Origin of the sequence: Mucilaginibacter lappiensis (assembly GCF_050433765.1) — a bacterium.
Taxonomy (GTDB): Bacteria; Bacteroidota; Bacteroidia; order Sphingobacteriales; family Sphingobacteriaceae; genus Mucilaginibacter; species Mucilaginibacter lappiensis_A.
Map to the genome: position 1 here is coordinate 98,589 of NZ_JBNPWP010000010.1, position 25,138 is coordinate 123,726.

36 protein-coding genes are annotated in these 25,138 nt (G+C 40.5%); 32 read left to right on the plus strand and 4 right to left on the minus strand.

What is annotated here, in order from left to right; all coding sequences use genetic code 11:
* Positions 1-72 precede the first annotated feature (72 nt).
* Entirely contained in the window at positions 73-555 is a 483-nt protein-coding gene (locus M2273_RS24400; protein ID WP_429400399.1) for a hypothetical protein, read from the plus strand.
* A gap of 106 nt (positions 556-661) precedes the next feature.
* Here the strand turns inward: M2273_RS24400 and M2273_RS24405 are convergent, their stop codons facing one another.
* The gene (locus M2273_RS24405; protein ID WP_429400400.1) at positions 662-1,744 is read right to left on the minus strand and encodes an acyltransferase family protein; all 1,083 of its coding nucleotides are present in this window, start codon (positions 1,742-1,744) and stop codon (positions 662-664) included.
* A gap of 411 nt (positions 1,745-2,155) precedes the next feature.
* Positions 2,156-3,577, minus strand: coding sequence for a C45 family autoproteolytic acyltransferase/hydolase (locus M2273_RS24410; protein WP_429400401.1), 1,422 nt, complete (start codon positions 3,575-3,577; stop codon positions 2,156-2,158).
* 509 nt (positions 3,578-4,086) lie between these two features.
* On the opposite strand from M2273_RS24410, the gene rplC reads away from it, so the two are divergent.
* The 31 genes from rplC to M2273_RS24565 all read left to right on the plus strand — a co-directional run bounded on the left by rplC (position 4,087) and on the right by M2273_RS24565 (position 22,825).
* Entirely contained in the window at positions 4,087-4,704 is a 618-nt protein-coding gene (gene rplC, locus M2273_RS24415) for a 50S ribosomal protein L3 (protein WP_429400402.1), read from the plus strand.
* 1 nt (position 4,705) lies between these two features.
* Positions 4,706-5,338: a 50S ribosomal protein L4 gene (gene rplD / locus M2273_RS24420; protein ID WP_183556568.1), complete on the plus strand. Its 633-nt coding sequence runs from the start codon at positions 4,706-4,708 to the stop codon at positions 5,336-5,338.
* Between the two features lie 2 nt (positions 5,339-5,340).
* The gene (gene rplW, locus M2273_RS24425; RefSeq protein WP_429400403.1) at positions 5,341-5,631 is read left to right on the plus strand and encodes a 50S ribosomal protein L23; all 291 of its coding nucleotides are present in this window, start codon (positions 5,341-5,343) and stop codon (positions 5,629-5,631) included.
* A gap of 7 nt (positions 5,632-5,638) precedes the next feature.
* A complete protein-coding gene (gene rplB / locus M2273_RS24430) occupies positions 5,639-6,466 on the plus strand; it encodes a 50S ribosomal protein L2 (protein WP_429400404.1) in 828 nt (275 codons plus the stop codon).
* Positions 6,466-6,732 carry a 30S ribosomal protein S19 gene (gene rpsS / locus M2273_RS24435; protein WP_076377419.1) on the plus strand — a complete coding sequence of 89 codons (267 nt, stop codon included), beginning with the start codon at positions 6,466-6,468 and terminating at the stop codon, positions 6,730-6,732. Before rplB ends, rpsS begins: the two co-directional genes overlap by 1 nt.
* 3 nt (positions 6,733-6,735) lie before the next feature.
* On the plus strand, positions 6,736-7,164 hold the full coding sequence (rplV, locus tag M2273_RS24440) for a 50S ribosomal protein L22 (RefSeq protein ID WP_183556572.1): 429 nt from the start codon (positions 6,736-6,738) through the stop codon (positions 7,162-7,164).
* A 6-nt stretch (positions 7,165-7,170) separates the two neighbouring features.
* Positions 7,171-8,079 (plus strand): 30S ribosomal protein S3, encoded by a 909-nt coding sequence (gene rpsC / locus M2273_RS24445; protein ID WP_429400405.1) that lies wholly within the window; start codon positions 7,171-7,173, stop codon positions 8,077-8,079.
* A gap of 47 nt (positions 8,080-8,126) precedes the next feature.
* Positions 8,127-8,549: a 50S ribosomal protein L16 gene (gene rplP / locus M2273_RS24450; protein WP_091149798.1), complete on the plus strand. Its 423-nt coding sequence runs from the start codon at positions 8,127-8,129 to the stop codon at positions 8,547-8,549.
* Positions 8,550-8,666: 117 nt separating this feature from the next.
* Positions 8,667-8,876: a 50S ribosomal protein L29 gene (rpmC, locus tag M2273_RS24455; RefSeq protein ID WP_429400406.1), complete on the plus strand. Its 210-nt coding sequence runs from the start codon at positions 8,667-8,669 to the stop codon at positions 8,874-8,876.
* A gap of 20 nt (positions 8,877-8,896) precedes the next feature.
* Positions 8,897-9,151 carry a 30S ribosomal protein S17 gene (gene rpsQ / locus M2273_RS24460; RefSeq protein ID WP_090462782.1) on the plus strand — a complete coding sequence of 85 codons (255 nt, stop codon included), beginning with the start codon at positions 8,897-8,899 and terminating at the stop codon, positions 9,149-9,151.
* 1 nt (position 9,152) lies between these two features.
* The gene (gene rplN / locus M2273_RS24465) at positions 9,153-9,521 is read left to right on the plus strand and encodes a 50S ribosomal protein L14 (protein ID WP_073405786.1); all 369 of its coding nucleotides are present in this window, start codon (positions 9,153-9,155) and stop codon (positions 9,519-9,521) included.
* A 1-nt stretch (position 9,522) separates the two neighbouring features.
* Complete coding sequence (gene rplX, locus M2273_RS24470; RefSeq protein WP_429400407.1) at positions 9,523-9,867, plus strand: 50S ribosomal protein L24; 345 nt, start codon at positions 9,523-9,525, stop codon at positions 9,865-9,867.
* On the plus strand, positions 9,867-10,430 hold the full coding sequence (gene rplE, locus M2273_RS24475; RefSeq protein WP_429400408.1) for a 50S ribosomal protein L5: 564 nt from the start codon (positions 9,867-9,869) through the stop codon (positions 10,428-10,430). The genes rplX and rplE overlap by 1 nt, the downstream gene beginning before the upstream one ends.
* The gene (gene rpsN / locus M2273_RS24480) at positions 10,423-10,692 is read left to right on the plus strand and encodes a 30S ribosomal protein S14 (protein ID WP_429400409.1); all 270 of its coding nucleotides are present in this window, start codon (positions 10,423-10,425) and stop codon (positions 10,690-10,692) included. Before rplE ends, rpsN begins: the two co-directional genes overlap by 8 nt.
* A gap of 146 nt (positions 10,693-10,838) precedes the next feature.
* Positions 10,839-11,237 carry a 30S ribosomal protein S8 gene (gene rpsH / locus M2273_RS24485; RefSeq protein ID WP_183556585.1) on the plus strand — a complete coding sequence of 133 codons (399 nt, stop codon included), beginning with the start codon at positions 10,839-10,841 and terminating at the stop codon, positions 11,235-11,237.
* Between the two features lie 16 nt (positions 11,238-11,253).
* Positions 11,254-11,811, plus strand: a complete 558-nt coding sequence (gene rplF / locus M2273_RS24490) for a 50S ribosomal protein L6 (protein WP_429400410.1) — start codon at positions 11,254-11,256, stop codon at positions 11,809-11,811.
* 5 nt (positions 11,812-11,816) lie between these two features.
* On the plus strand, positions 11,817-12,167 hold the full coding sequence (rplR, locus tag M2273_RS24495) for a 50S ribosomal protein L18 (protein ID WP_429400411.1): 351 nt from the start codon (positions 11,817-11,819) through the stop codon (positions 12,165-12,167).
* Positions 12,168-12,179: 12 nt separating this feature from the next.
* The gene (gene rpsE, locus M2273_RS24500) at positions 12,180-12,698 is read left to right on the plus strand and encodes a 30S ribosomal protein S5 (protein ID WP_295717627.1); all 519 of its coding nucleotides are present in this window, start codon (positions 12,180-12,182) and stop codon (positions 12,696-12,698) included.
* A gap of 6 nt (positions 12,699-12,704) precedes the next feature.
* Positions 12,705-12,884 carry a 50S ribosomal protein L30 gene (gene rpmD / locus M2273_RS24505; RefSeq protein ID WP_183556590.1) on the plus strand — a complete coding sequence of 60 codons (180 nt, stop codon included), beginning with the start codon at positions 12,705-12,707 and terminating at the stop codon, positions 12,882-12,884.
* Positions 12,885-12,888: 4 nt separating this feature from the next.
* Positions 12,889-13,335, plus strand: coding sequence for a 50S ribosomal protein L15 (rplO, locus tag M2273_RS24510; protein WP_429400412.1), 447 nt, complete (start codon positions 12,889-12,891; stop codon positions 13,333-13,335).
* A 6-nt stretch (positions 13,336-13,341) separates the two neighbouring features.
* Positions 13,342-14,682 carry a preprotein translocase subunit SecY gene (secY, locus tag M2273_RS24515; RefSeq protein ID WP_429400413.1) on the plus strand — a complete coding sequence of 447 codons (1,341 nt, stop codon included), beginning with the start codon at positions 13,342-13,344 and terminating at the stop codon, positions 14,680-14,682.
* Positions 14,683-14,690: 8 nt separating this feature from the next.
* Positions 14,691-15,482: a type I methionyl aminopeptidase gene (map, locus tag M2273_RS24520; protein ID WP_429400414.1), complete on the plus strand. Its 792-nt coding sequence runs from the start codon at positions 14,691-14,693 to the stop codon at positions 15,480-15,482.
* A 63-nt stretch (positions 15,483-15,545) separates the two neighbouring features.
* Positions 15,546-15,764: a translation initiation factor IF-1 gene (infA, locus tag M2273_RS24525; protein WP_022833270.1), complete on the plus strand. Its 219-nt coding sequence runs from the start codon at positions 15,546-15,548 to the stop codon at positions 15,762-15,764.
* 8 nt (positions 15,765-15,772) lie between these two features.
* Positions 15,773-15,889 carry a 50S ribosomal protein L36 gene (gene rpmJ / locus M2273_RS24530; RefSeq protein WP_074487407.1) on the plus strand — a complete coding sequence of 39 codons (117 nt, stop codon included), beginning with the start codon at positions 15,773-15,775 and terminating at the stop codon, positions 15,887-15,889.
* Between the two features lie 73 nt (positions 15,890-15,962).
* Positions 15,963-16,340, plus strand: coding sequence for a 30S ribosomal protein S13 (rpsM, locus tag M2273_RS24535; protein ID WP_429400415.1), 378 nt, complete (start codon positions 15,963-15,965; stop codon positions 16,338-16,340).
* Between the two features lie 131 nt (positions 16,341-16,471).
* A complete protein-coding gene (gene rpsK, locus M2273_RS24540) occupies positions 16,472-16,861 on the plus strand; it encodes a 30S ribosomal protein S11 (RefSeq protein ID WP_076377383.1) in 390 nt (129 codons plus the stop codon).
* Between the two features lie 67 nt (positions 16,862-16,928).
* A complete protein-coding gene (gene rpsD, locus M2273_RS24545) occupies positions 16,929-17,537 on the plus strand; it encodes a 30S ribosomal protein S4 (RefSeq protein WP_429400416.1) in 609 nt (202 codons plus the stop codon).
* A gap of 95 nt (positions 17,538-17,632) precedes the next feature.
* Positions 17,633-18,625, plus strand: coding sequence for a DNA-directed RNA polymerase subunit alpha (locus M2273_RS24550; RefSeq protein ID WP_429400417.1), 993 nt, complete (start codon positions 17,633-17,635; stop codon positions 18,623-18,625).
* Between the two features lie 143 nt (positions 18,626-18,768).
* Positions 18,769-19,365 (plus strand): 50S ribosomal protein L17, encoded by a 597-nt coding sequence (gene rplQ / locus M2273_RS24555; RefSeq protein WP_429400418.1) that lies wholly within the window; start codon positions 18,769-18,771, stop codon positions 19,363-19,365.
* Positions 19,366-20,033: 668 nt separating this feature from the next.
* Positions 20,034-21,950, plus strand: a complete 1,917-nt coding sequence (gene dnaK, locus M2273_RS24560) for a molecular chaperone DnaK (RefSeq protein ID WP_429400419.1) — start codon at positions 20,034-20,036, stop codon at positions 21,948-21,950.
* A gap of 491 nt (positions 21,951-22,441) precedes the next feature.
* On the plus strand, positions 22,442-22,825 hold the full coding sequence (locus tag M2273_RS24565) for a hypothetical protein (RefSeq protein ID WP_429400420.1): 384 nt from the start codon (positions 22,442-22,444) through the stop codon (positions 22,823-22,825).
* A gap of 185 nt (positions 22,826-23,010) precedes the next feature.
* On the opposite strand, the gene M2273_RS24570 is transcribed toward M2273_RS24565, so the two are convergent.
* Both M2273_RS24570 and M2273_RS24575 read right to left on the minus strand, forming a co-directional pair.
* Entirely contained in the window at positions 23,011-23,913 is a 903-nt protein-coding gene (locus M2273_RS24570; RefSeq protein ID WP_429400421.1) for a nucleotidyltransferase family protein, read from the minus strand.
* A 101-nt stretch (positions 23,914-24,014) separates the two neighbouring features.
* Positions 24,015-25,130 carry a M42 family metallopeptidase gene (locus M2273_RS24575; RefSeq protein WP_429400422.1) on the minus strand — a complete coding sequence of 372 codons (1,116 nt, stop codon included), beginning with the start codon at positions 25,128-25,130 and terminating at the stop codon, positions 24,015-24,017.
* Positions 25,131-25,138: the final 8 nt, after the last annotated feature.

Below are 25,138 nucleotides of genomic sequence, written 5' to 3' on the forward strand. Positions count from 1 at the left end.
GTTACATATCATAGATTATTAACGTAAGATAGATATACCCCCCTTATCAAAGCCGTTAATACTAAACCATCTATGAAAAACCTATACAAACCTTGCGTTGGTCTATTTCTTTTGCTAACCTTTATTTCCTGTTCAAAAAATAAGGAAAAATCAAACTGCTTGTTAATTCCGGTAGCTTTAATTTTGCCCTCCTTTAATTTCCAGGTAATTGATAAAAATACAGGGACTGATCTTTTCTTTTCACCATCGCCCGCTTATTCATTAAATGATATTAAAATTGTGTTCAAAACCCACGAGAATAAATTAGATTCCATCTCGCCACCTTTAAACAGAAACAGCGGCACTGAGAGCCATTTTGTATATATTATTCCATTTAGCAAGGTATCGGATACTTGTTATATAAAAATCAAGGGTCTTAAAACAGATACCGTAGTGAGTACACTTGAAAGGATAAAAACGGAATGCAGCAGTAATGACGCGGTAATAAAAGTTCAGCTAAATAAAGAAACGGCTATAGTAAACTCAAATAAAACTATAATAGTTATCAAGAAATAGTTTCGCGATACCTCAAAATGCCACCTGCCTGGCTCCGGTAAGGGGTTATGTATAGCCTGTTCCTCCTTTAATGTATACTCACGCCAAATGGGTATGCAAAGCTTTATTATGCTTCAACCTGGACAGGCTTTTTCAAATAGGACATAAATGCTTTGCCTTTCTTAATAAAATAAGTCTCAAAGTATTTATGAATAATTCCGCTCAGGTAAAAAGTAAAAATAATGGTAAGTACAAGTAAAGTAATTTTAACCGCCGCATAATAAGGAATCCCTTTTGGGATGGGTACTCGTTTATATGCAAAATAAACAATTGGATGAACCAGGTAAAGTGAGTAACTCATTTCACCTAATTTAGCTAAAGGATTATGAACAAAAGATGGAAAGACAATTTTGTTTTTATAAAACGAAAAGCATATCGCAATACTCAAAACCGAATATAAAATCCTTGTAAATCCTGTAGCTAAAAATATTCTGTTGCCATGAACCGGGTAGGCAATAAAAATAATAACACTTGCTATAAGGATGCCAACATTATACTTTGTTTCAATATTTATGTTTTCAAATAAGTAACCTAACAGAATGCCTGCAATAAAATAAAATGCCTGATTAAAGGGATTAATATAAATTAACCATTGATTTTCGATGGTATCATTAGTACTCAGTGTACTAAAAGAAAAGTATAAAAATATCCCGAAAAAGATTAAACAAGCAAGGTAAAAAAACTTCTTTTGGTAGGTTAATAAAAACAACAGGAAGGGAAAGAAAACATAAAACACTAATTCATTGCCTATTGACCATGCTCCTTGTGGGATGTATGAACGCCTTTCTATGATACCAAACAAACCGGTTACGTTACAGAAAATACTAAGAAGATCTGGTGTTAAACGCCTTACCACGATCGATAAGATAATTGTTAGCCAAAGCAATGGAAATATCCTGAAAAGCCGCTTAACAAAAAAATCCTGAAGGAATATCTTTGAGTTATAAATGGATCGCTTGTATACAAGGTAAAGGGTTAGTCCGCTTAGGATGTAAAATATTTCTACACCGTACATACCTAATTTTGTAGCCACTGAATGAGAATCTTCTCTGCCAAACATCCATGTGTGGTAATGGAACAGCATTACTCCTAAAGCTGCTAAGCCCCGTAAGTAATCTAAAGAAAAGATTCTTTTACTATTTTCTCCCATGTGATAAGGTTAATAATGAGTAAAAGGGTTATTTATAAATATTTGTTGCTTTATTAAGTTCCCTTTTGCTTGCAGAAACATTTAAGGGAATTGATAAGGCACATTAAATTAGCATATCATTATTTTTAATCAGTATATTCATTTTTCTTTTATTTTTCGTGCAGCAGGTAATACTGGCTGCAGCTGCATTAAATGAAGGTAACCGGCCCCGATGATGAAGGGAGGGATTACATTGCTTTTTTACGTTTCAGATGGTGTTAAAGTTACACCGATTAACCATTTAGCGGTATCAATTTATTCTCCCCGCTATCCAAAACAGACGTTTGTGTTGCCGGCGCAAGGTATAAAATAATATATATAACCACAAGCGGGATGCTTGTCGTAGCAAGGTTTTTCGTATCACGCTGTCTCTTACTTAGCCGCAAACAGCGTCCATGGATAGGCCTTCATATCCCTAAGGTATTTAGCCTGGTAATTATATTCCGGGTGTTGTTTAAAGAAGGGAGCAGCCAGGAAATCCGTTCCGCCGGGATGACCCATGTGTGCCCATAGCTGCATTTTATTGGCCAAAGCTGTGCTGGTCACCTTTCCCTGTACAGCGCCCATCGGGAAATAAGGGCCTTCGCTCCATTCGGGGCATCCTTTGGGGTCCTGATCAATGTGGCCATCAATAATACAGCGGTTAAACGCGTTTTTGCCTTGCAGGGCGTCAAAAGTATCGCCCTCAATTATTTTACCGTTTTCCACATCCAGCTTTCCTTTATAATCCACACAAACCAGTTTTTCCATGCGCAGCTTGCGTGCATTTGGCGATGAGGTTTTATCGTTCACATCAAAAGTGGTTTCCTCTTTGATCAGTCCCGGATCGCTCGGGAAGTTGGAGCCGATCATCGCGGTATCTTTCGACCGCCAAACTTTAGATGTTTTCAGGCCAAGTTCCAGTTTGGCCACTTCGTTGGTTTTGGTATCGCCTATCAGCCAGTCGTTGGCATACCCACCATTATTATCCGTGCTCATGATCCTGATCACATCGTCGATACTTTTGCTGTATTGCGCGGCTTTGCGGGCGCGCACAAACTCGGGGGTACGGGTGGTATCAAAACCTTTAAAGCCGGTAATGGTGGTTTCAGTAATTAATATACCGCTGCTGGTAACCACAAAATCATCGCCGCTGTGTATAAAGCCCGGGGCACAGTCCATTAATATATGGTTGCCTTTTTCGGGCACTATATCGGCAATTACGTTCCAGCGTTCACCTATAATATAGTCTGTCCAGTTATTATGGCCTATCACTATTTTGCCATCCTTGGTATAACGGCCGGTGGCAATAAAGGCGCTGCAATTGCCGGGGGCCTTATTATCGCCGCTGCCTGGCTTAATTTTATTCATCAGGCCGGGTACATAATATTGTGCCAGTTCAATGTTGGCATTCATTGCGGTAATATCCAGTGTATCATATTTAAGACCATGTGCCCGTAATCCTTCCATGATACCTCTTATTTCGTCCTGGTATTCTTTATCAATCTTTTTCCATAAAAACCTTGAGGATGCATTGCGGTAAAAGGCCCAGTCTTTTTTGCTGCTGTAAGGCAGGTAATATTCCATCACTTTGAGTAAAGTATCAATCTCCTTATATAATAGGTATCCATGCTGGTAGCCAATATCGGCCGGCGAACCGGCAAGGTGCAGATATACCCAACCGTTTTTATCCTCGCGGCTGGCCTTACCCATACGGTCATGAGGTTTGGAGGTGTTTGCTGTTGGATTTTGTTTACAGCTAAAAAACAGGGTATTGATAAGTACAATAACAATGGTTTTGGCGATGGCTTTCATGTTTAATTACAGCTTGTTGTTAAGGAAAGCTGAATTTAATAAAAGATTGCTGAATTGACTGCAAGCAAGGCTGTTATAATTGAAAGGCTTTTAACCACATTGCGGTACGAAGCAAGAAGCCTCACCCAACCCTCTCCAAAGGAGAGGGCTTTAAAATGCTTTTTAAAGTCTCCCCTTTTGGGGGAGATTTAGAGGGGGCTTCCGCAAATGATGTGGTGAGGAGAAGCAATGACGCGCAGAAATTCAGAAGCCCTTTTACGCCGCGGTTTTTATTATCCCTGCATAAACTTTAAAACCCCCTTGTTTTGGCACCAAAACCAAACCGCTTAATCACCAGATAAATACCCGAAAAGGGCCTATTAAAACATGTGTATAAAAATTATAAAAAAATAACTTGCTAACTATTTGACAATTAATACAAAATTTCTATCTTTGCCGTCCCTTTCGGGGGGAATAATATGCCTTGAACGAAGCCCTACTGCTTCGATGGGCACAAACAAATTAAGAAAATGTCAGGAATTATTGGTAAAAAAGTAGGAATGACCAGCATTTTCGATGAAACAGGGAAGAACATTCCTTGTACAGTAATCGAAGCTGGCCCTTGCGTGGTAACACAAGTTAGGTCTGTGGATACAGACGGATATGCTGCTGTACAGTTGGCATATGGTGACAAAAAGGAAAAAAACACTTCAGGTCCGTTAAAAGGCCATTTCCAAAAAGCCGGTACTACTCCAAAACGTAAACTCGTTGAATTTAAAACTTTCGAGGATCAAAAAAACTTAGGTGATAGCATCACTGTAGAGATCTTTGAGGTTGGCGATTTTGTTGACGTTGTAGGTACTTCAAAAGGTAAAGGATTTCAGGGTGTGGTAAAACGTCACGGTTTTGGTGGTGTGGGTATGCAAACTCACGGTCAGCACAATCGTTTACGTGCGCCGGGTTCCTTAGGTGCGTCATCATGGCCATCACGTGTATTTAAAGGTATGCGTATGGCGGGTCAAACCGGAAACAGTCGTGTAAAAGTTCAGAACTTACAAGTTGTGAAAGTTTTCGCGGAGCAGAATCTGTTGGTTGTTAAAGGTTCCATCCCCGGAGCTAAGGGTTCATTCGTAATAGTGGATAAATAAGATGGAAGTTAACGTATTAAATGTATCAGGTAAAGAAACAGGTGCCAAGGTGCAACTTCCTGAGTCGGTATTCGGTATTGAACCAAACGATCACGCGATCTATCTTGATGTTAAGCAGTATTTAGCTAACCAGCGTCAAGGTACACACAAAGCCAAACAGCGTAACGAAATTGCAGGTTCAACCCGCAAATTATATAAACAAAAAGGTACAGGTGGTGCCCGTGCAGGTAGCGTAAAATCTCCATTATTTAATGGTGGTGGTCGCGTTTTCGGTCCGCAACCACGCGATTACAGTTTCAAGTTAAACAAGAAACTTAAATCACTGGCCCGTAAATCAGCTTTATCATACAAAGCAAAAGATAACAACATTTTAGTATTGGAAGATTTTAATTTTGATAGCATCAAAACTAAAAACTACATTAAAATGGAGGCTGACCTGAATGTTACTAATGATAAAACATTATTAGTAGTAGCAGGTGCCGAAAATAACAATGTGTATTTATCAAGCAGAAACCTGAAGAAAACTAAGGTTATTTCAGTTGAGCAGTTAAACACTTATGATGTGTTGAACGCTGGCAAACTGTTATTAACTACAGGCGCTGTTAAAACTTTGGAGGAAGCATTAGCTAAGTAATTATGGAAATTTTAAAGAAACCCCTACTTACTGAAAAAGTAACTCAATTAACCGAGAAACTTAACCGTTATGCTTTCAAAGTTGATCACAGAGCAAACAAAATTCAGATTAAAGGCGCCATTGAGGCAATGTATGGTGTAACTGTTAAGGCAGTAAACACTATGAAATACGTCGGCAAACTTAAAACTCGCAACACTAAGGCAGGCGCCGTATCTGGCCGCGCTGCAACTTACAAAAAAGCGATCATTACGTTAAAGGACGGTGAAACAATTGATTTTTACAGCAATATATAATTAAGACATGGCAGTAAAGAGATTTAAACCGGTTACCCCGGGTACCCGCTTCAGAGTTGACGTATCTAATTCAGATATTACAACAAACGTTCCTGAAAAGTCGTTGGTTGTGTCAGCCAACACCAGATCAGGCGGACGTAACCATAGCGGTAAAATGACCATGCGCTACTTAGGTGGTGGTCACAAACAGGCATACAGATTGATCGATTTTAAACGTAATAAGTTTGATATCCCGGCAAGAGTTGCAACTATTGAGTATGATCCTAACCGTTCTGCACGTATAGCACTGCTACACTTTGTAGATGGCGAGAAACGATATATGATAGCTCCGGAAGGCTTAACAGTTGGAACGGTAGTTTTATCAGGCGAGAATGCAGCACCAGAGGTTGGTAATACTATACCTTTGAAAAACATTCCACTGGGTTCTATCATTCACAACATTGAGTTAAACCCTGGCCAGGGCGGTATTATTGCCCGCAGCGCTGGTACCTATGCTCAGCTTTCAGCACGTGATGGTAAATATGCCATCATCAAATTGCCTTCAGGCGAAACACGTATGATACTGTCAACTTGTTTGGCAACTATTGGTACCGTTTCAAATGGCGAAAGAGCAAACGCGGTGTTAGGTAAAGCAGGTCGCAACCGCTGGTTAGGCCGCAGACCAAGAGTTCGTGGTGTAGCCATGAACCCGGTAGATCACCCTATGGGTGGTGGTGAGGGAAGAGCCTCAGGTGGTCATCCACGTTCACGTAAAGGTTTATTAGCTAAAGGCTACAAAACCCGTGACAAGAAAAAAGGGTCGGATCGTTATATCATTGAAAGAAGGAAAAAATAATGGCACGTTCAATTAAAAAAGGACCTTATATTGATCATAACCTGGAAAGAAAAGTTCTTACCTTGAATGAATCAAGCAAAAAATCAGTTGTAAAAACATGGTCACGTCGTTCCATGATCTCTCCTGATTTCGTTGGTCACACATTCGCAGTACACAACGGTAACAAGTTTATACCAGTGTACGTAACAGAAAATATGGTTGGTCACAAGTTGGGAGAATTTGCTCCAACCCGTACATTCCGCGGTCACGCAGAAAAGAAAAAATAAGGCATGGAAGCAACAACTAAAATCAAAAAGTCTGTATTGATCAGACAACGCAAAGAGCAAGAGAAAGCTCTGCAAGGCGGTCCATCTGTTGCCAAACTACAGAACTGTCCAACTTCACCACGCAAAATGCGTTTGGTGGTTGACCTGATCCGTGGTGAAAACGTTGAGAAAGCGTTGTACATTTTAAAATATACTAACAAAGAAGCTGCCATTCGTGTAGAGAAACTTTTGTTATCAGCCATTAAAAACTGGGAAGCAAAAAACGAAGGTAAACGCGTTGAAGATAGCGCCTTATTTGTTAAAGAAGTTTCAGTAGGTGGTGGCCGTCAATTAAAAAGACTGCGCCCTGCTCCGCAAGGAAGAGGATACCGCATACGCAAACGCTCAAACCATGTACACTTAACTGTGGATAGTAAAAACGATAATAATTAATTTGAAATGGGACAGAAAGCACATCCAATAGGTAACAGGTTAGGAATCATCAGAGGATGGGATTCTAATTGGTTCGGTGGCAACAACTACTCCGACAAATTAGTTGAAGACGAAAAGATCCGCAAATACCTTTCAGCTCGTATAGCTAAAGGTGGTGTATCAAAAGTGGTTATTGAACGCACATTAAAACGCATTACTGTAACTATACACACTGCCCGTCCGGGTATTGTGATTGGTAAAGGCGGCCAGGAAGTTGATAAGATCAAAGAAGAGTTGAAAAAACTTACCAAAAAGGAAGTTCAGATCAACATATTCGAAATCAAACGCCCTGAGCTTGATGCGCAATTAGTTGCAGAAGGTATCGCGAAACAACTGGAAGCACGTATCTCTTTCCGTCGTGCCATGAAAACTACAATTGCTTCAACCATGAGAATGGGTGCTGAAGGAATTAAAGTAATGACATCAGGCCGTTTAGGTGGCGCTGAAATGGCACGTAGCGAGCAATATAAAGAAGGAAGAATTCCTTTGCACACTTTCCGTGCTGATATTGACTATGCATTAGCAGAAGCATTAACTACTTATGGTAAAATAGGTGTTAAAGTATGGATCTGCAAGGGCGAAGTTTACGGAAAACGCGATTTGTCACCAAACATTGGCGGCACAAGCAGCAACAGCGGTAAAGGTGGTCGTCCAGACGGTGCTCCGGCATTTGGCGGACGTGATAACCAACGCGGTGGCGAACGTGGCGGCGAGCGCCGTGGCGACAGGAAACCAGGCGGTGATCGTCGTGGTGGCCCGGGCCAGGGTGGTAACAGTGGTGGTCCTCGTGGCGGTGGTAACCGTCCGGGTGGTCCAGGTGGCAATCGCCCAGGTGGCCAAGGTGGCAACCGTCCGGGTGGTCCAGGAAAGAGATAATAATTAAAGTAGAAGAAAATATCGTAACGATATAAAAGCTTAAGAAAATGCTACAGCCAAAAAGAACGAAGTTCAGAAAGATGCAAAAAGGCAGGATGAAAGGTTTAGCCACTCGTGGTGCAGAACTTTCATTCGGATCTTTCGGTGTAAAATCACTCGAAGCGGCCTGGATCACCAGCCGCCAGATCGAGGCTGCACGTATTGCTGTAACACGTTTTATGAAACGTGAAGGCCAGGTGTGGATCAGGATATTCCCTGATAAGCCTGTGACTAAAAAACCAGCAGAGGTACGTATGGGTAAAGGTAAAGGTGCTCCTGAATACTGGGTTGCGGTAGTACGCCCCGGAAGGATCATTTTTGAAGCCGAAGGTGTGCCTTTGGAAGTTGCTAAAGAGGCATTACGCCTTGCAGCACAAAAACTGCCGGTACAAACAAGATTTATAGTACGTAGGGATTACGTAGAAGCATAAATTGAGGAGTTAAAAGGTTGTAAAGTTGAAATGTTGTAAAGTGGGATGACTTTCAACAGCCAGACAGAAACATTACAACATTGAACATTCCAACATTACAACAAATAATAAAAGAAAATGAAAAACTCAGAAATTTTGGAGCTATCAACAGAAGAATTGGTTGCAAGGATCAGCGAGGAAAGGTCAAATCTTACCAAACTTAAATTCGCGCACGCAGTTTCGGCTATTGAGAATCCAACCCGTATAACAAAGGTACGCAAGGGAATTGCTCAGTTAAATACTGAATTAACAAAGCGCAAAGCGGCGTCAGCTTCTGAAAAGAATTAATTTTTTAAGCGTTCAGAAAAATGGAAAGAAATTTAAGAAAAACACGTACCGGCCTGGTAGTTAGCAATAAGATGCAAAAATCTATTGTAGTTGCTGTTGAGCGGAAAGTGAAACACCCGATCTACGGTAAGTTCGTTAAGAAGACTACCAAATTTATGGCTCACGATGAAACCAATACTTGTGGTATTGGAGATACCGTATTGATTATGGAAACCCGTCCGCTGAGCAAAAGCAAAAACTGGAGATTAGTTCAAATTATAGAAAGGGCTAAATAAGATGGTACAACAGGAATCAAGATTAAACGTAGCCGATAACAGCGGAGCTAAAGAAGTTTTAGTGATCCGCGTATTGGGTGGTACTGGTAAAAGGTACGCCTCAATCGGCGATAAGATAGTAGTTACCGTAAAAAGCGCTTTACCATCAGGTAACGTGAAAAAAGGTACCGTATCAAAAGCCGTAGTAGTACGCACCAAAAAAGAGATCCGCAGAAAAGATGGTTCATACATCCGTTTCGACGATAACGCAGCTGTTTTGTTAAATAACCAGGACGAGCCAAGAGGCACACGTATCTTTGGCCCTGTTGCAAGAGAATTGCGTGAGAAACAATTTATGAAAATTGTATCATTAGCACCGGAGGTATTGTAACATGGAAAAGAAAAAACACGAGCAACCAGCTAAATTAAAGATCCGCAAGGGCGACCTGGTTAAAGTTATAGCCGGTGATTCAAAAGGAACACAAGGCAAAATTGTTGAAGTAATATTAGACAAAGGCCGCGCTATTGTTGAAGGTGCCAATATGGTATCAAAACATACAAAACCAAACGCGGCTAATCCTAATGGCGGAATTGTTAAACAAGAAGCTGCTATACATATTTCAAACCTAATGCTGGTTGATCCTAAAACAGGTAATACAACCCGTGTTGGCCGTAAGAAAAACGATGCCGGCAAATTAGTAAGGGTAGCAAAAAAATCAGGGGAGGAAATTAAGTAATGACTTACATACCAAGATTAAAAACGAAATATAAGGACGAAATACGTACCGCGCTGAAAGATAAATTTCAGTACAAAAGCGTAATGCAGGTTCCTAAATTGGAAAAAATTGCCATTAACCAGGGTGTAGGTGGTGCTACAACCGATAAAAAACTTATCGAAAACACCATCACTGAGTTAACTACTATCACCGGTCAGCAGGCAGTTGCTTCAAAATCTAAAAAAGATATCTCAAACTTTAAATTACGTAAAAACATGCCAATTGGCGTACGTGTTACCTTACGTGATAATACAATGTATGAGTTTTTAGATCGCTTAATTGCTGTTGCCCTGCCACGTATCCGTGATTTTAAAGGCATCAACGATAAAGGTTTTGACGGAAGAGGTAACTATACATTAGGTATTTCTGAGCAAATTATATTCCCTGAGATAAATATTGATAAAATCAATAAAATTCAAGGTATGGATATTACCTTTGTAACCTCCGCAACAAACGATGTTGAAGCATTGGAGTTGTTGAAACAATTTGGATTACCATTTAAAAATCAAAATAACAATGGCTAAAGAAGGTGTAAAAGCACGTGAAGTTAAACGCGCTAAATTGGTTGCTAAATACGCAGAGAAAAGAGCAGCCCTTAAAGAAGCCGGCGATTATGTTGGCTTAGATAAATTACCTAAAGCTTCGTCACCGGTAAAATTACACAACCGTTGTAAATTAACCGGCCGCCCTCGTGGTTATATGCGCCAGTTTGGCATTTCACGTGTAACATTCCGTGATATGGCATTAGCAGGCAAAATACCGGGAGTAAAGAAAGCAAGCTGGTAAAAAGAAGTTCTTAGTCATAAGTCTTAAGTTTTGAGTCAAATTCATTACTTAAGACTTTGGACTTTAAACTTAAGACTTAAGAATTTAACCGATGGAAGGTCGCTCCGGATGTTACGGAAAGGAAACCACCATCATAACACAATAAAATGAATACAGATCCAATCGCAGATTATCTTACAAGAGTAAGGAATGCTATTAAAGCCAACCATAGGGTTGTTGAAATTCCTGCATCAAATCTGAAAAAGGAAATCACGAAAGTGCTTTTCGACAAAGGTTACATTGCCAATTACAAGTTTGAGGAAGTTGGTCCGCAAGGCAGCATTAAAGTTGCTTTAAAATACCACCCGATAACTAAAATTTCTGCTATCCGCAGCATTTCGCGCATCAGTAAACCAGGTTTGAGGAAATACGCAGGTACTGATAACTTACCAAGAGTATTAAATGGTTTAGGTATCGCCATCCTGTCAACTTCAAAAGGTGTAATGACCGATAAAGAAGCCCGTCAGCAAAATGTTGGTGGTGAAGTTTTATGCTACGTTTATTAATAGGAGAAATTAAGCAATGTCAAGAGTAGGAAAAGCACCGATAGCACTGCCAGCAGGAGTAACCATTACCGTATCAGCAGAAAATGTTGTTACTGTAAAGGGCCCTAAAGGTGAGTTGCAGCAAGCGGTTGATAGCGATATCATCGTTGAGCAAGAAGACGGACAGTTACTGGTTAAACGCCCGTCTGAACAAAAACGTCATAAAGCATTACATGGTTTATACCGTGCGCTTTTAAATAACATGGTAATAGGCGTAACCGAAGGTTACAAAGTACAACAGGAATTAGTTGGTGTGGGTTACCGTGCTACCAATACAGGTAATACTTTGGATTTAGTGTTGGGTTACTCTCACCACTATGTATTTGAATTACCAAAAGAAATTAAAGTTACAACCACTGCTGATAAGGGTAAAAACCCAACCATCATCCTGGAATCAATAGACAAACAACTTATTGGTCAGGTAGCGGCAAAAATACGTTCGTTACGTGCACCAGAGCCTTACAAAGGTAAAGGTATCAAGTTTGTTGGCGAAGTATTGAGAAGAAAAGCAGGTAAATCAGCATCTAAAAAATAATCGTCATGGGAGCTAAATTATCAAGAAGAGACAGGATTAAAAGAGGGATCAGGAAACGTCTTTCAGGATCAGCAGCGCGTCCTCGCCTGTCAGTTTACAGAAGTAATAAAGGAATTTACGCGCAGATCATTGACGATTTATCCGGTAAAACTATCGTATCGGCTTCATCTTTATCAAAAGACTTTGTAGCTGATGGCACAAAATCTGATCAATCAGTAGCCGTAGGCAAACTGGTAGCCCAGAAAGCTATTGCTGCAGGTATTAAAGATGTGGTTTTCGACAGGAACGGTTATTTGTACCATGGTCGTGTTAAGTCATTGGCCGAAGGTGCACGTGAAGGTGGTTTAAACTTTTAATCGAAAAGAGAAATGTCAACAATCAACATAAAAAGAGTAAAAACAAGCGAGATCGAATTAAAAGACCGCTTGGTAAGCATACAACGTGTTGCCAAAGTAACCAAAGGTGGCCGTACATTCAGTTTCTCTGCCATTGTGGTAGTAGGTGACGAAAACGGTGTTGTAGGTTATGGCTTAGGTAAAGCAAAAGAGGTTACCGAAGCAATTGCAAAAGGCATTGATGATGCTAAAAAGAACCTGGTAAAAGTTCCAATCATTAACGGAACTGTACCTCACGAACAAATTGGTAAATTTTCTGGTGGTTTTGTTTTTATTAAACCAGCTGCAAATGGTACCGGTGTTATTGCGGGTGGTGCAATGCGTGCAGTGTTAGAGTCTGCAGGTATCCACAACGTATTGGCAAAATCAAAAGGTTCATCAAATCCGCACAACGTGGTTAAGGCAACCGTATCGGCATTATCACAATTACGTGATGCGCATACTGTAGCACAGCAACGTGGCGTTAGTTTAGGTAAAGTATTTAACGGATAATCAGTCATGGCCAAAATCAAAATTACACAGATTAAGAGCGTGATCGACAGAAGTGAACGCCAAAAGAAAACAATCGAAGCCTTAGGCTTGCGTAAAATTAACCACAGCGTAGAAGTTGAAGCTACGCCTGCTATAGTTGGTATGGTTAGGAAAGTTAATCACCTGGTAGCGGTAGAAAATATTTAATATCATGAATTTAAGTAATCTAAAACCTGCAGAAGGTTCTACTAAAAATAGAAAAAGAATTGGCCGTGGTACAGGTTCTGGCCGTGGCGGTACGTCAACCCGTGGCCACAAAGGCGCCGGTTCACGTTCAGGTACCAGCACTAAGGTAGGTTTTGAAGGTGGTCAAATGCCTTTACAACGCCGTGTGCCAAAGGTAGGTTTCAAAAACCCTAACCGTGTAGAGTATACAGGTGTAAACCTTGATGTGTTACAAGAGTTAGTTGAGAAATTCTCACTTGTGGCTATCGATTTTGCAATACTAAAAGAGCACGGTTTGGTTTCACGTAACGACCTGGTTAAAATCCTGGGCCGTGGCGAACTGAAAGCCAAATTAGAAGTTAAAGCACATGCATTTACTGCTACAGCGCAAAAAGCGATTGAAGCAGCTGGTGGTACCATAGTTAAGTTGTAAGTTTCAATGAAGAAATTTTTCACCACATTATCCAATATCTGGAAAATCGAAGATCTGAGAGTGCGTATTATTAACACACTCTTATTTCTTTTAATATATCGCGTAGGTTCATTCGTGGTTTTGCCCGGTGTTAATTACAATTCGGTAGCAGACCATAAGGCAGAAGGATTAGTAGGATTGCTGAATATGTTTGCAGGGGGCTCGTTTTCACGTGCCTCTATTTTTGCATTGGGTGTAATGCCTTATATTTCGGCTTCAATTGTGGTGCAACTACTGGGTATTGCAGTGCCTTATTTTACTAAACTTCAAAAAGAAGGCGAAAGCGGACGTAACAAGCTTAACCAGTGGACACGCTACCTAACCATAGGTATCACTGCTTTGCAGGCCATAGGTTATGTACGTTCACAAATTGCTCCTGATGCCCGTTTAATTGGCGATCCGATATTTACCATATTAACTACCATAGTTTTAACCGCGGGTACATTATTTGTAATGTGGCTTGGCGAAAAAATTACGGATAAAGGTATTGGTAACGGTATATCATTAATTATCATGGTGGGTATTATTGCCCAGTTGCCAAGCGCGTTTTTAACAGAGTTTCAGTCACGTACCGGTGGTGCAGGTGGTTTGGTAACTTTTGTTGTTGAAATTGTAGCGCTTATTGGTGTGGTAATGTTCACTATACTTATTGTACAGGGTACCCGTAAAATTGCGGTGCAGTATGCAAAACGTATAGTAGGTAACAAGCAATATGGCGGCGTACGTCAGTATATCCCGTTAAAGGTAAATGCTGCCGGTGTAATGCCAATCATATTTGCACAGGCCTTAATGTTCATACCACAAACGGTACAGCAGTTTTTCCCTAACGCGGCATCAAACGGTATTTTAATTGCATTATCAAACTATAACTCATGGCAGCATAATTTGCTGTTTGGTATACTGATCATCCTGTTCACTTATTTCTATACGGCTATTACGGTTAATCCTAACCAAATGGCTGATGATATGAAAAAGAATGGTGGTTTTATACCGGGCATTAAACCAGGCAGATCAACTGCCGAGTTTATTGATGGTGTGATATCAAGAATCACTTTGCCAGGATCAATATTCCTGGCTATGATCGCGATCATTCCGGCCATTGCCAGTTTGGTAGGTGTGTCTCCAATATTCGCAAGATTCTTTGGTGGTACATCACTCATCATCCTGGTAGGTGTTGTTTTAGATACCCTGCAGCAAATTGAAAGTCACCTGTTGATGCGTCATTATGATGGTTTAATGAAAACCGGACGAATTAAAGGTCGTACGGCTATGCCTGCTACAGCCGGCTCAACGCCGACTGCTATCTAATATAAGCAATGTCAAAAATTCTTTACAAGTCTGCCGAAGAAATAGAGCTCATCAGAGAAAGCGCCTTACTGGTATCCCGCACACATGCGGAGGTTGCCAAAGTAATTGGACCTGGTGTTACTACTATTGAACTCGACAGACTTGCTGAAACCTTTATACGTGACAACGGCGGGGTTCCTACTTTTTTAAACTACGGCGGCTTTCCTTATTCTCTTTGTATTTCATTAAATGATCAGGTTGTACATGGTTTCCCCGGAACGTATACCCTGGTTGAAGGAGATCTGGTATCTGTTGACTGTGGAGCTACATTAAATGGTTTTGTAGGCGACTCGGCTTATACTTTTGCTATTGGCGAAGTAAGTGATACGGTTAAGAAACTGATGAGGGTAACCAAAGAGTGTCTTGACCTGGGAGTTGCAAAAGCTATTGTTGGCATGCGCATAGGCGATATAGGTTATGCCATTCAGGAACATGCAGAGAAGAATGGCTTTGGTGTAGTAAAGGAGCTTGTAGGGCACGGAGTGGGCGTTAAGCTGCACGAAAAGCCCGAAGTACCTAACTATGGTAAACGCGGGGCCGGTATTAAACTGGAAGAAGGAATGGTGATTGCCATTGAACCAATGATCAACGCGGGCCGTGCCGGTGTTAAGTTTTGGGACGACGGATGGACAGTATCTACTGTTGATAAAAAGCCATCGGCCCATTATGAGCATACCGTAGCTATCGGTAAAGGTAAACCAGATATTTTATCAACGTTTGAATATGTTGATAATGTTTTAAAAGAAAAAAATAATAATTAAATAATTTTTATTAATTTTGCATCCCGGTTTTAGGGCGGATAATTAAGTAATAATCAACAAAATATGGCTAAACAATCTTCGATTGAGCAAGACGGTACAATTAGAGAGGCATTGTCAAATGCAATGTTCAGGGTTGAGCTTGAAAACGGTCATGAGATTATTGCACATATTTCCGGCAAAATGCGTATGCACTACATCAAAATTTTACCTGGCGACAGAGTAAAACTGGAAATGAGCCCGTACGATTTAACTAAGGGTAGAATAACTTATAGATATAAATAAACAAAGAGATGAAAGTTAGAGCATCCATTAAAAAACGCAGCGCTGATTGCAAGATCATTCGCCGTAACGGGAAACTTTATGTTATTAACAAAAAGAATCCTAAATACAAACAGCGTCAGGGATAATTAAAAAAAACTGTGATAATTCGTACAACGGTGGCCCGCCGTTCGGTTATCATTTAAAAAACAAACAATAAATATGGCAAGGATTTCAGGTATAGATTTACCGAAAAACAAAAGAGGAGAAATCGGACTTACTTACATTTTCGGTATAGGCCGCTCAACAGCTCAAAGAATTTTGACTGAGGCAGGTATTGATTTTGATACAAAAGTACAAGACTGGACCGATGAGCAATTATCCTCAATTCGTGGAATTATCAACGATCAGATCAAAGTGGAAGGTTCACTTCGTTCAGAAGTGCAGCTTAACATCAAACGTTTGATGGATATAGGTTGTTACCGTGGTACACGTCACCGTAAAGGTTTACCATTACGTGGTCAGCGTACTAAAAACAATTCACGTACCCGTAAAGGAAAACGTAAAACAGTTGCTAACAAGAAAAAAGCTACTAAATAGTAAGTGATTAATGATGGTAAAGCGGCAATTAGTTAATGCTTTAAGATCATTAGGAATATAAAAATTAAAAAACGGTTAATGGGTCCGGGTTATTATTAACCCAATAATCCACTAACTCAATAATTAAAAAAATGGCTAAGAGCAAAAAAGTTACCAAAAAGCGCGTTGTAATTGTTGAACCGGTAGGTGAGGCACACATCAATGCTACTTTTAACAATATCATTATTACCCTTACTAATAAAACCGGCCAGGCTGTATCATGGTCATCAGCTGGTAAAATGGGTTTTAAAGGTTCAAAAAAGAATACTCCTTATGCTGCCGGTCAGGCTGCTGCCGATTGCGGTAAAGTTGCCTATGATTTAGGCTTACGTAAGGTTGAAGTATTTGTAAAAGGCCCTGGTGCCGGTCGTGAGTCAGCTATTCGTACTTTGCAAACTGCAGGTATCGAAGTAACAACGATCAAAGATATTACACCGCTTCCACACAATGGTTGCCGTCCTTCAAAAAGAAGAAGAGTTTAATTAACAGATTTTTTAAAGCTAAGATTCGGCAGCTACAGGCTGCTTGATACTTTAAGAACACACAAAAATGGCTAGATATACAGGACCAAAATCCAAAATTGCGCGCCGTTTCCGCGAACCGATCTTCGGTCCGGATAAAGCGTTAGAACGTAAAAATTATCCACCAGGAATGCATGGTGCCTCAAAAAGAAGAGGAAAACAATCTGAGTATTCAACTCAGTTAATGGAGAAACAAAAAGTTAAATACACTTACGGTGTATTAGAGCGTCAGTTCGAAAACTTGTTTCACCGCGCATCAGCTAAAGAAGGTATCACAGGCGAAAACCTGCTGAAATTTTTAGAGGCTCGTTTAGATAACGCTGTTTACCGTTTAGGTATTGCTCCTACACGTTCTGCAGCCCGTCAGCTGGTTAATCACAAGCACATTAACGTTAATGGTGCTGTTGTAAACATCGCGTCATACGCGCTAAAAGCAGGTGATGTGATCTCTGTACGTGAAAAATCTAAATCATTAGAGGCAATCACACATTCAGTTGCCGGAAGAAGAATCAACAAATACAGCTGGTTAGAGTGGGATGCTAACGCCTTAACAGGTAAGTTCCTGAACTATCCTAACCGCGATGAGATCCCTGAAAACATTAAGGAAAACCTAATCGTCGAGTTGTACTCAAAATAATAACGATACTTATCCATGGGATGGTTGGCATTTTATGTCAATCATTTTCGTGGTTTAAATCAATTCAATTAGTAAACAATAAATAAAGGATATAAATGGCAATTTTAGCATTTCAAAAACCAGACAAGGTTATCATGCAGAAATCGAATGATTTTGATGGCACGTTTGAGTTTCGTCCGTTAGAACCTGGCTTCGGTGTAACCATTGGTAATGCTCTACGTCGTATCTTACTTTCATCACTCGAGGGTTATGCGATTACTTCTGTACGTTTTTCAGGAGTAATGCATGAGTTTTCAACCATCAAAGGTGTTGTTGAAGACGTTACTGAGATCATTTTGAACCTTAAACAAGTTCGTTTCAAAAAAACAGGTGAGTCTGGCGACAATGAGAAGATATTTGTTATAATAAATGGCCAGGAAGCTTTTAAAGCCGGAGATGTTACTAAATTCTCTAATAACTTTACTGTTTTAAATCCTGATCTGGTTATCTGTAACATGGATTCATCAGTAACGCTTGAAATTGAGCTTACTGTTGCAAAAGGCCGCGGTTACGTTCCGAGCGAGGAAAATAAAAACCCGGATGCGAATGTTGGTGTAATAGCTATCGATTCCATCTTTACGCCTATTAAAAACGTAAAATATACTATTGAAAACTATCGTGTTGAACAAAAAACTGACTATGAAAAATTAGTTTTGGATATTGCAACCGATGGCTCAATTCACCCTGAAGACGCGTTGAAAGAAGCTGCTAAGATCTTGATCCAGCACTTTATGCTATTTAGCGATGAGAACATGATGCTTGAAGCACAGGCTAAAGAAGAAACCAAAGAAGTTGACGAAGAGATCCTGCACATGCGCAAGATCCTGAAAACTGAACTGGTTGATCTTGACCTTTCTGTACGTGCATTAAATTGCCTTAAAGCTGCTGATATCCGCAGCCTGGCCGATTTAGTATCGTATGATGTTGCTGATATGTTAAAGTTCAGGAACTTTGGTAAAAAGTCATTGACTGAAATTCAGGATCTGGTTAAATCAAAAGGCTTATCTTTTGGTATGAACCTGTCTAAATTTAAGTTAGACGAAGAATAAGACTTTGAAAAAGTGAGGTGTGAGAATTTTCTCGAACCTCACTTTTTTCATTTATACAAGAATACAAACAATTAAGCGAAAGCATAATTCCGAAGGCTTGAGTTAATCGCCGGACGGTATGCACGTGAAATAATTTAATAACAATGAGACACGGAAACAAAAACAATCACTTAGGCCGTACTACCAGCCACCGCAAAGCGATGCTGGCTAACATGGCAACTTCGCTTATTTTACACAAGCGCATCACTACAACATTAGCTAAAGCAAAAGTTTTACGCGGTTATGTTGAGCCTTTATTAACCAAATCAAAAAACGATACTACTCACTCTCGTCGTACAGTGTTTAGCTACCTGCAGGACAAAGACGCTACTACTATCCTTTTCCGCGAAATTGCTGAGAAAATAGCTAACCGTCCAGGTGGTTACACCCGTATTGTTAAGTTAGAAAACCGTTTAGGTGATAACGCCGAAATGGCAATCATTGAGCTGGTTGACTATAACACTGTTTACGGTGCTGATACTGCTGCTGCAGCTAAAAAATCAACTCGTCGTCGTGGTGGTTCTGCAAAAGCAAAAACAGCTGCACCAGCTGCTGCTAAAGAAGTTGCTGCTCCTGCCGAAGAAGCAGAAGTTGTTGAAGAAGTTAAAGCTGAAGCGCCAGTTGCCGAAGCCACTGAAACTCCAGCTGCTGAAGCTCCTGCAACTCCGGAGAAAGAAGAAAACGCTGAAAAAGGAGAATAATTTTATCTCCCTTTTAGATATTAAAAAACGCCCTGCTCATTTGAGCAGGGCGTTTTTTTTGGCGAAAATTTGTCTGAACCGGGATTCTTGGGATTAAAGGATTTAAATGATTTTAGGGCTATGCGCGATTCCCCTCTTGAGAGGGTGGAGGGGTGTGTTCTATTATTAAGTATAATATAAAAAGCAAAGGCCAGTGCGATTCCCTCCCTTGGGAGGGTAGGGAGGGGTTTTTAGAATGTCACCTGATGAAACCCCTCCCTGCCACTGCACGGTCCATAGCACCCCTCCCAGGGGAGGGAATTAAAAACTCAGTTGCTTATATCCTCAGTGGTAACCTACAATATTACCTGCGCTGTCCGAAGTCTCTGACTTCGGACAAATATGAGTATAGTCTTCAGACTACATGAAAACATCAAACTAAGCTATCTGTAGTGACAAACTGCAGGCATACTCATTCGAAGTCGGAGACTTTGAACAGCGCAGAAAGACAGTATAAAAATAGATATGCACAGGGTAGATTAAAAATTCTGCCAACCTGTCACCACCTGGTATCGTATTTCTGACGTGATATTTGTCATCCTGACTATAATTCTGCCAAAAGCATATTGGCACAAACGTTGATAAATAGCTGATGTAGTAAAATATTAAAATCAAGAAAAAACAATCATATGTCTAAAATAATTGGAATCGACTTAGGAACAACAAACTCCTGCGTAGCTGTAATGGAAGGTAATGAGCCTGTAGTTATAGCAAACAGCGAGGGCAAACGTACTACGCCGTCCGTAGTAGCTTTTATTGATAACGGCGAACGTAAAGTTGGCGATCCTGCAAAACGTCAGGCTATCACTAACCCTACAAAAACCATTTCGTCAATTAAACGCTTTATGGGTAACCAGTTTAACGAAGTTACAAATGAAGCTGCTCGTGTACCTTACAAAGTAGTGAAAGGTGACAATAACACGCCACGTGTTGAAATTGGCGACCGTAAATACACTCCGCAAGAGATCTCTGCAATGATACTTCAGAAAATGAAGAAAACTGCCGAAGACTTTTTAGGAACTGAAGTTACTGAAGCTGTTATCACGGTACCTGCTTACTTTAATGATGCACAACGCCAGGCTACTAAAGAAGCCGGTGAAATTGCTGGTTTAAAAGTACGCCGTATCATTAACGAACCTACTGCTGCCGCCCTGGCTTATGGCTTTGATAAAGCACACAAGGATATGAAAATTGCCGTATTTGATTGCGGTGGTGGTACACATGACGTATCAATTCTTGAATTAGGTGACGGTGTTTTTGAAGTAAAATCAACCGATGGTGATACACACTTAGGTGGTGACGACTTTGACCAGGTAATTATTGACTGGTTGGCCGACGAATTTAAAAGCGATGAAGGTATTGATCTGCGTAAAGATCCAATGGCGCTGCAACGTTTAAAAGAATCTGCCGAAAAAGCTAAAATTGAGTTATCAAGCTCAGCACAAACAGAAATTAACTTACCATACATCACTGCTGCCGATGGTATGCCTAAGCACCTGGTTAAAACTTTAACCCGTGCTAAATTTGAGCAATTGGCTGATGGCCTGATCAAACGTACTATTGACCCTTGTAAATCAGCATTGAAAAATGCAGGTTTAAGCACTTCTGATATTGACGAAGTTATCCTGGTAGGTGGTTCTACACGTATCCCTGCTATACAGGAAGCTGTTGAAAAATTCTTTGGTAAAGCTCCTTCAAAAGGTGTTAACCCTGACGAAGTTGTTGCCATAGGTGCTGCTATTCAAGGTGGTGTATTAACTGGTGAAGTTAAGGATGTGTTGTTATTAGATGTTACCCCGCTTTCATTAGGTATTGAAACTATGGGTGGTGTAATGACCAAACTGATTGAAGCAAACACAACCATTCCTACCAAAAAATCTGAAACTTTCTCAACCGCGTCTGATAGCCAGCCATCTGTTGAGATCCATATATTACAGGGTGAGCGCCCAATGGCTGCGGGCAACCGTACTATAGGCCGTTTCCACCTGGATGGTATACCACCGGCACCTCGCGGTGTGCCTCAGATCGAAGTAACATTTGATATTGATGCCAACGGTATATTGCACGTATCTGCTAAAGATAAAGCAACCGGTAAAGAGCAAAAGATCCGTATCGAAGCTTCATCAGGTTTAACTGATGCCGAGATCAAAAAGATGAAGGACGAAGCCGAAGCAAATGCTGATGCTGACCAAAAGGCAAAAGAAGAAGTTGAAAAACTGAACGCTGCCGATGCCCTGATCTTCTCGACAGAAAAACAACTGAAAGAGTATGGCGATAAAATTTCGGCCGACAAAAAAGGCCCTATCGAAGATGGTCTGAAAAAGTTGAAAGAAGCTTATGCATCTAAAAACTTAGCCGAAATTGAAACTGCTCAAACTGAACTGAACGCTGCATGGGCTACTGCATCTGAAGAGATGTACAAGGCTGCTGCTGATGCAGGTCAGGCTCAACCAGGTGCAGATGGTGCTCCGGGCGCAGGTCCGCAGGATCATTCTGATACCGTAACTGATGTTGACTTTGAAGAAGTAAAAGACGACAAAAAATAATAAGTGTTGTTTTAATATTAAAAGCCCGGCTGGAAATTTCCAGCCGGGCTTTTTTTGTAACCATCCAGGTAAAATTTGTCATTGCGAGCGATAGCGTGGCAATTAGCCCCACCCAACCCTCCCCGGAAGGGAGGGCCTAAAACTAAAAGTCTCCCCTACCGGGGGAGATTTAGAGGGGGCTTCCTCGCAATGGCATATCTATCAAGAGGTTATTCATTATGCCTTGTCAGCACAACTCAAGCTGCCCCGATTACCCCCAAATATTCGACGAATAACTCCTATATACCGATGAACAACCTGTGTTAAACTATAAACGGTGTAATTGACTGATTATTAGTGATTTTTAATGGTTTGACGATTAAAATTCCCCCTTCGTCTATATATATAAATGGGTGGTCTATTTCATTTTTTTTGTGTTTTAAAATGCTGTTGATTTGAATATTGAAAATTTAAAAACAAACTCAATTAACAACATCAAATTAAAAAATATCATGAAAAATTCAATCAAATTATCAGCACTGTTTCTTTTATTAAGTGCAGGCATTTTTGCCACCACATCTGCAAATGCTACAGACCATCCGGTAAGATCTGAAGAAAAGGTTACCGTATCAGCTATGCAGAAAGGTCGTGGCGTTTATGTAAATGTTTTAAACACCGATAGTCATAAATCTTATGTAATGGTTTTCGATCAGGAAGATAACATCCTGTTAAAAGATTTTTTGCCCAATGAAGCAGCCGTTACAAAAGGCTATGTTTTTACCGAACTTGATAATGGCAATTATACCATTGCAGTTATATCAAACAACGAGGTAGTGAAAAAGAAGGTTCATGTTTATCTGGAAAATAATCAAAAAACATTTTTCTTTATCGACTGACTGAATAGGCTTGTATAAAAAAATCCCACCTAACAGGCGGGATTTTTTGTTTTATAGGTGTTTTAAATTCACAAGTCATCCCGAATTTATTTCGGGATCTCACATGCTAAGTGAGCGACTTGCATGTTTAAACCTTGTATGAGAGATGCTGAAACAAGTTCAGCATGACAATTTATATCCCTAAATTAATCCCAAAGCTTTTCAGGGTAGGTGCCGCTGGCTACCAGGTCTGATATACTTTTTTGTACAATAGGTTTATCTTCTTTATAAGTTACACCAAACCATTTTGATCCTGTAGGGATAACTTTAAAAGCAGCTGTTCCGCTTTTTATCAGTTCATCAGCAGCTAAAGGAATAAAAAACTCAGATTTTGGATTGTTCTCATTTTCCTCAACAAATTTTTGAAACATAGGCAGGCTTTGTTTAAATATAGCCGGTGTAAAGCCCCAGAAGTTCATGGATACGCGGGTATCGTTTGGTAGCGGGTGCTCGCCGGTGGCATCTTTATAGGCTACACTACCGTCTTCCTTAAAGTAAACTTCGGTACGCTCATTAATTTCAATCATGTTGCCCTTATCATCAACCTTACAAACACCGCGTGATACGGAGCCATAGTCAGACAAAGTCCTGTCAATTTGGTAACCCACTAAAGAGTAGGTATCATCGGCCACTTCGGTGGTTAAAAACTTAGCCATTTTTTCAAATGAGTCATAACCATAAAAATCATCGGCGTTGATAACACAAAATGGCTCATTTACCTGGTTGCGTGCGGCAAGTACCGCATGTGCTGTGCCCCAGGGTTTAGCACGTTCAATTGTTTTATCAATACCAAAAGGTTTAAGGTCAAAACTTTGAAAAACGTAATCAGTTTCAATGCGGCCTTTAAGTTTAGGCTCAAAAATAGCTTTAAAATTATCTGCAAATTCTTCGCGGATAATAAAGCTTACTTTACCAAAACCAGCCTTTATGGCATCGTAGATAGAGTAGTCGATAATAGTTTCACCGTTGGGGCCAAAGCCGTCAACCTGTTTCATGCTGCCGTAACGGCTGGCCATACCTGCGGCCAAAATAAGAAGTGTTGGTTTCATAGATAATATTGGGGGGTATTTAATAATAACTATATGCCTTTACATAAATTTTTTATAGTGAATGATTGATAACCAAAATTGTTTCCCTTGAAAACGCGGAATTATTTGATATACCTAAAATCCTGTCCGGCTTTGATGCTCAGCAAAGTTTGGTAAATAAGACGTATCACATTGTCAACATCTTCTTTGTGTATCATTTCTACAGTGGTATGCATGTACCTTAATGGTAACGAAATGAGCGCCGATGGAACACCATCGTTCGAATAAGCAAATGCATCAGTATCGGTGCCTGTTGAGCGTGACGATGCCTGGCGTTGAAAAGGGATATCCGCCTTTTGTGCGGCTTCGATAAGTAATTTGTTCAGGTTATTTTGAACCGCCGGGGCGTATGATACCACCGGCCCCTTGCCACAGGCCAAATCGCCCTGGGTTATCTTATTGATCATCGGGGTTTGGGTATCATGCGTAACATCAGTTACGATGGCCACATTGGGTTTTATTTTGTGAGCTATCATCTCGGCGCCGCGCAAGCCTATTTCTTCCTGTACGGCGTTAACTATGTATAAGCCAAATGGCAGTTTTACATTATTCTCTTTAAGCAAACGGGCAACTTCGGCTATCATAAAGCCGCCTGCACGGTTATCAAGCGCGCGACCAACATAATAACGGTCGTTCAGCACCATAAACTCATCTTCATAGGTAATTACGCAACCCACATGGATGCCCAGTTTTTCAACTTCATCTTTTGAGGTACAGCCGCAATCCAGGAAAATGTTTTTCAGGGTTGGTGCCTCTTCCTTTTCGCCGCCTAAGCGGGTGTGGATGGCCGGCCAGCCGAAAACTGCTTTTACAATGCCATTATCGGTATGTATGTTCACCCTTTTTGAAGGGGCTATCTGGTGGTCAGATCCGCCGTTGCGTATCACGTATATTAAACCATCACTGGTAATATAGTTAACAAACCATGATATTTCGTCGGCATGAGCCTCAATAACTACTTTATAATCGGCCTTTTGGTTAATAATACCAACCGCGGTGCCATAATTATCTACATAATAGTCATCAATGTAGGGCTTTAAATATTCAAGCCATAACTCCTGGCCTTTCCACTCAAAGCCGGTAGGCGAGGGGTTATTAATATATTTTTCGAAAAAAGATAAGGAAGTTTCGTTTACAACAGGAATATGCGTTGAGGTATCAGATTTTTTTTTAGCCATGTTTGTTA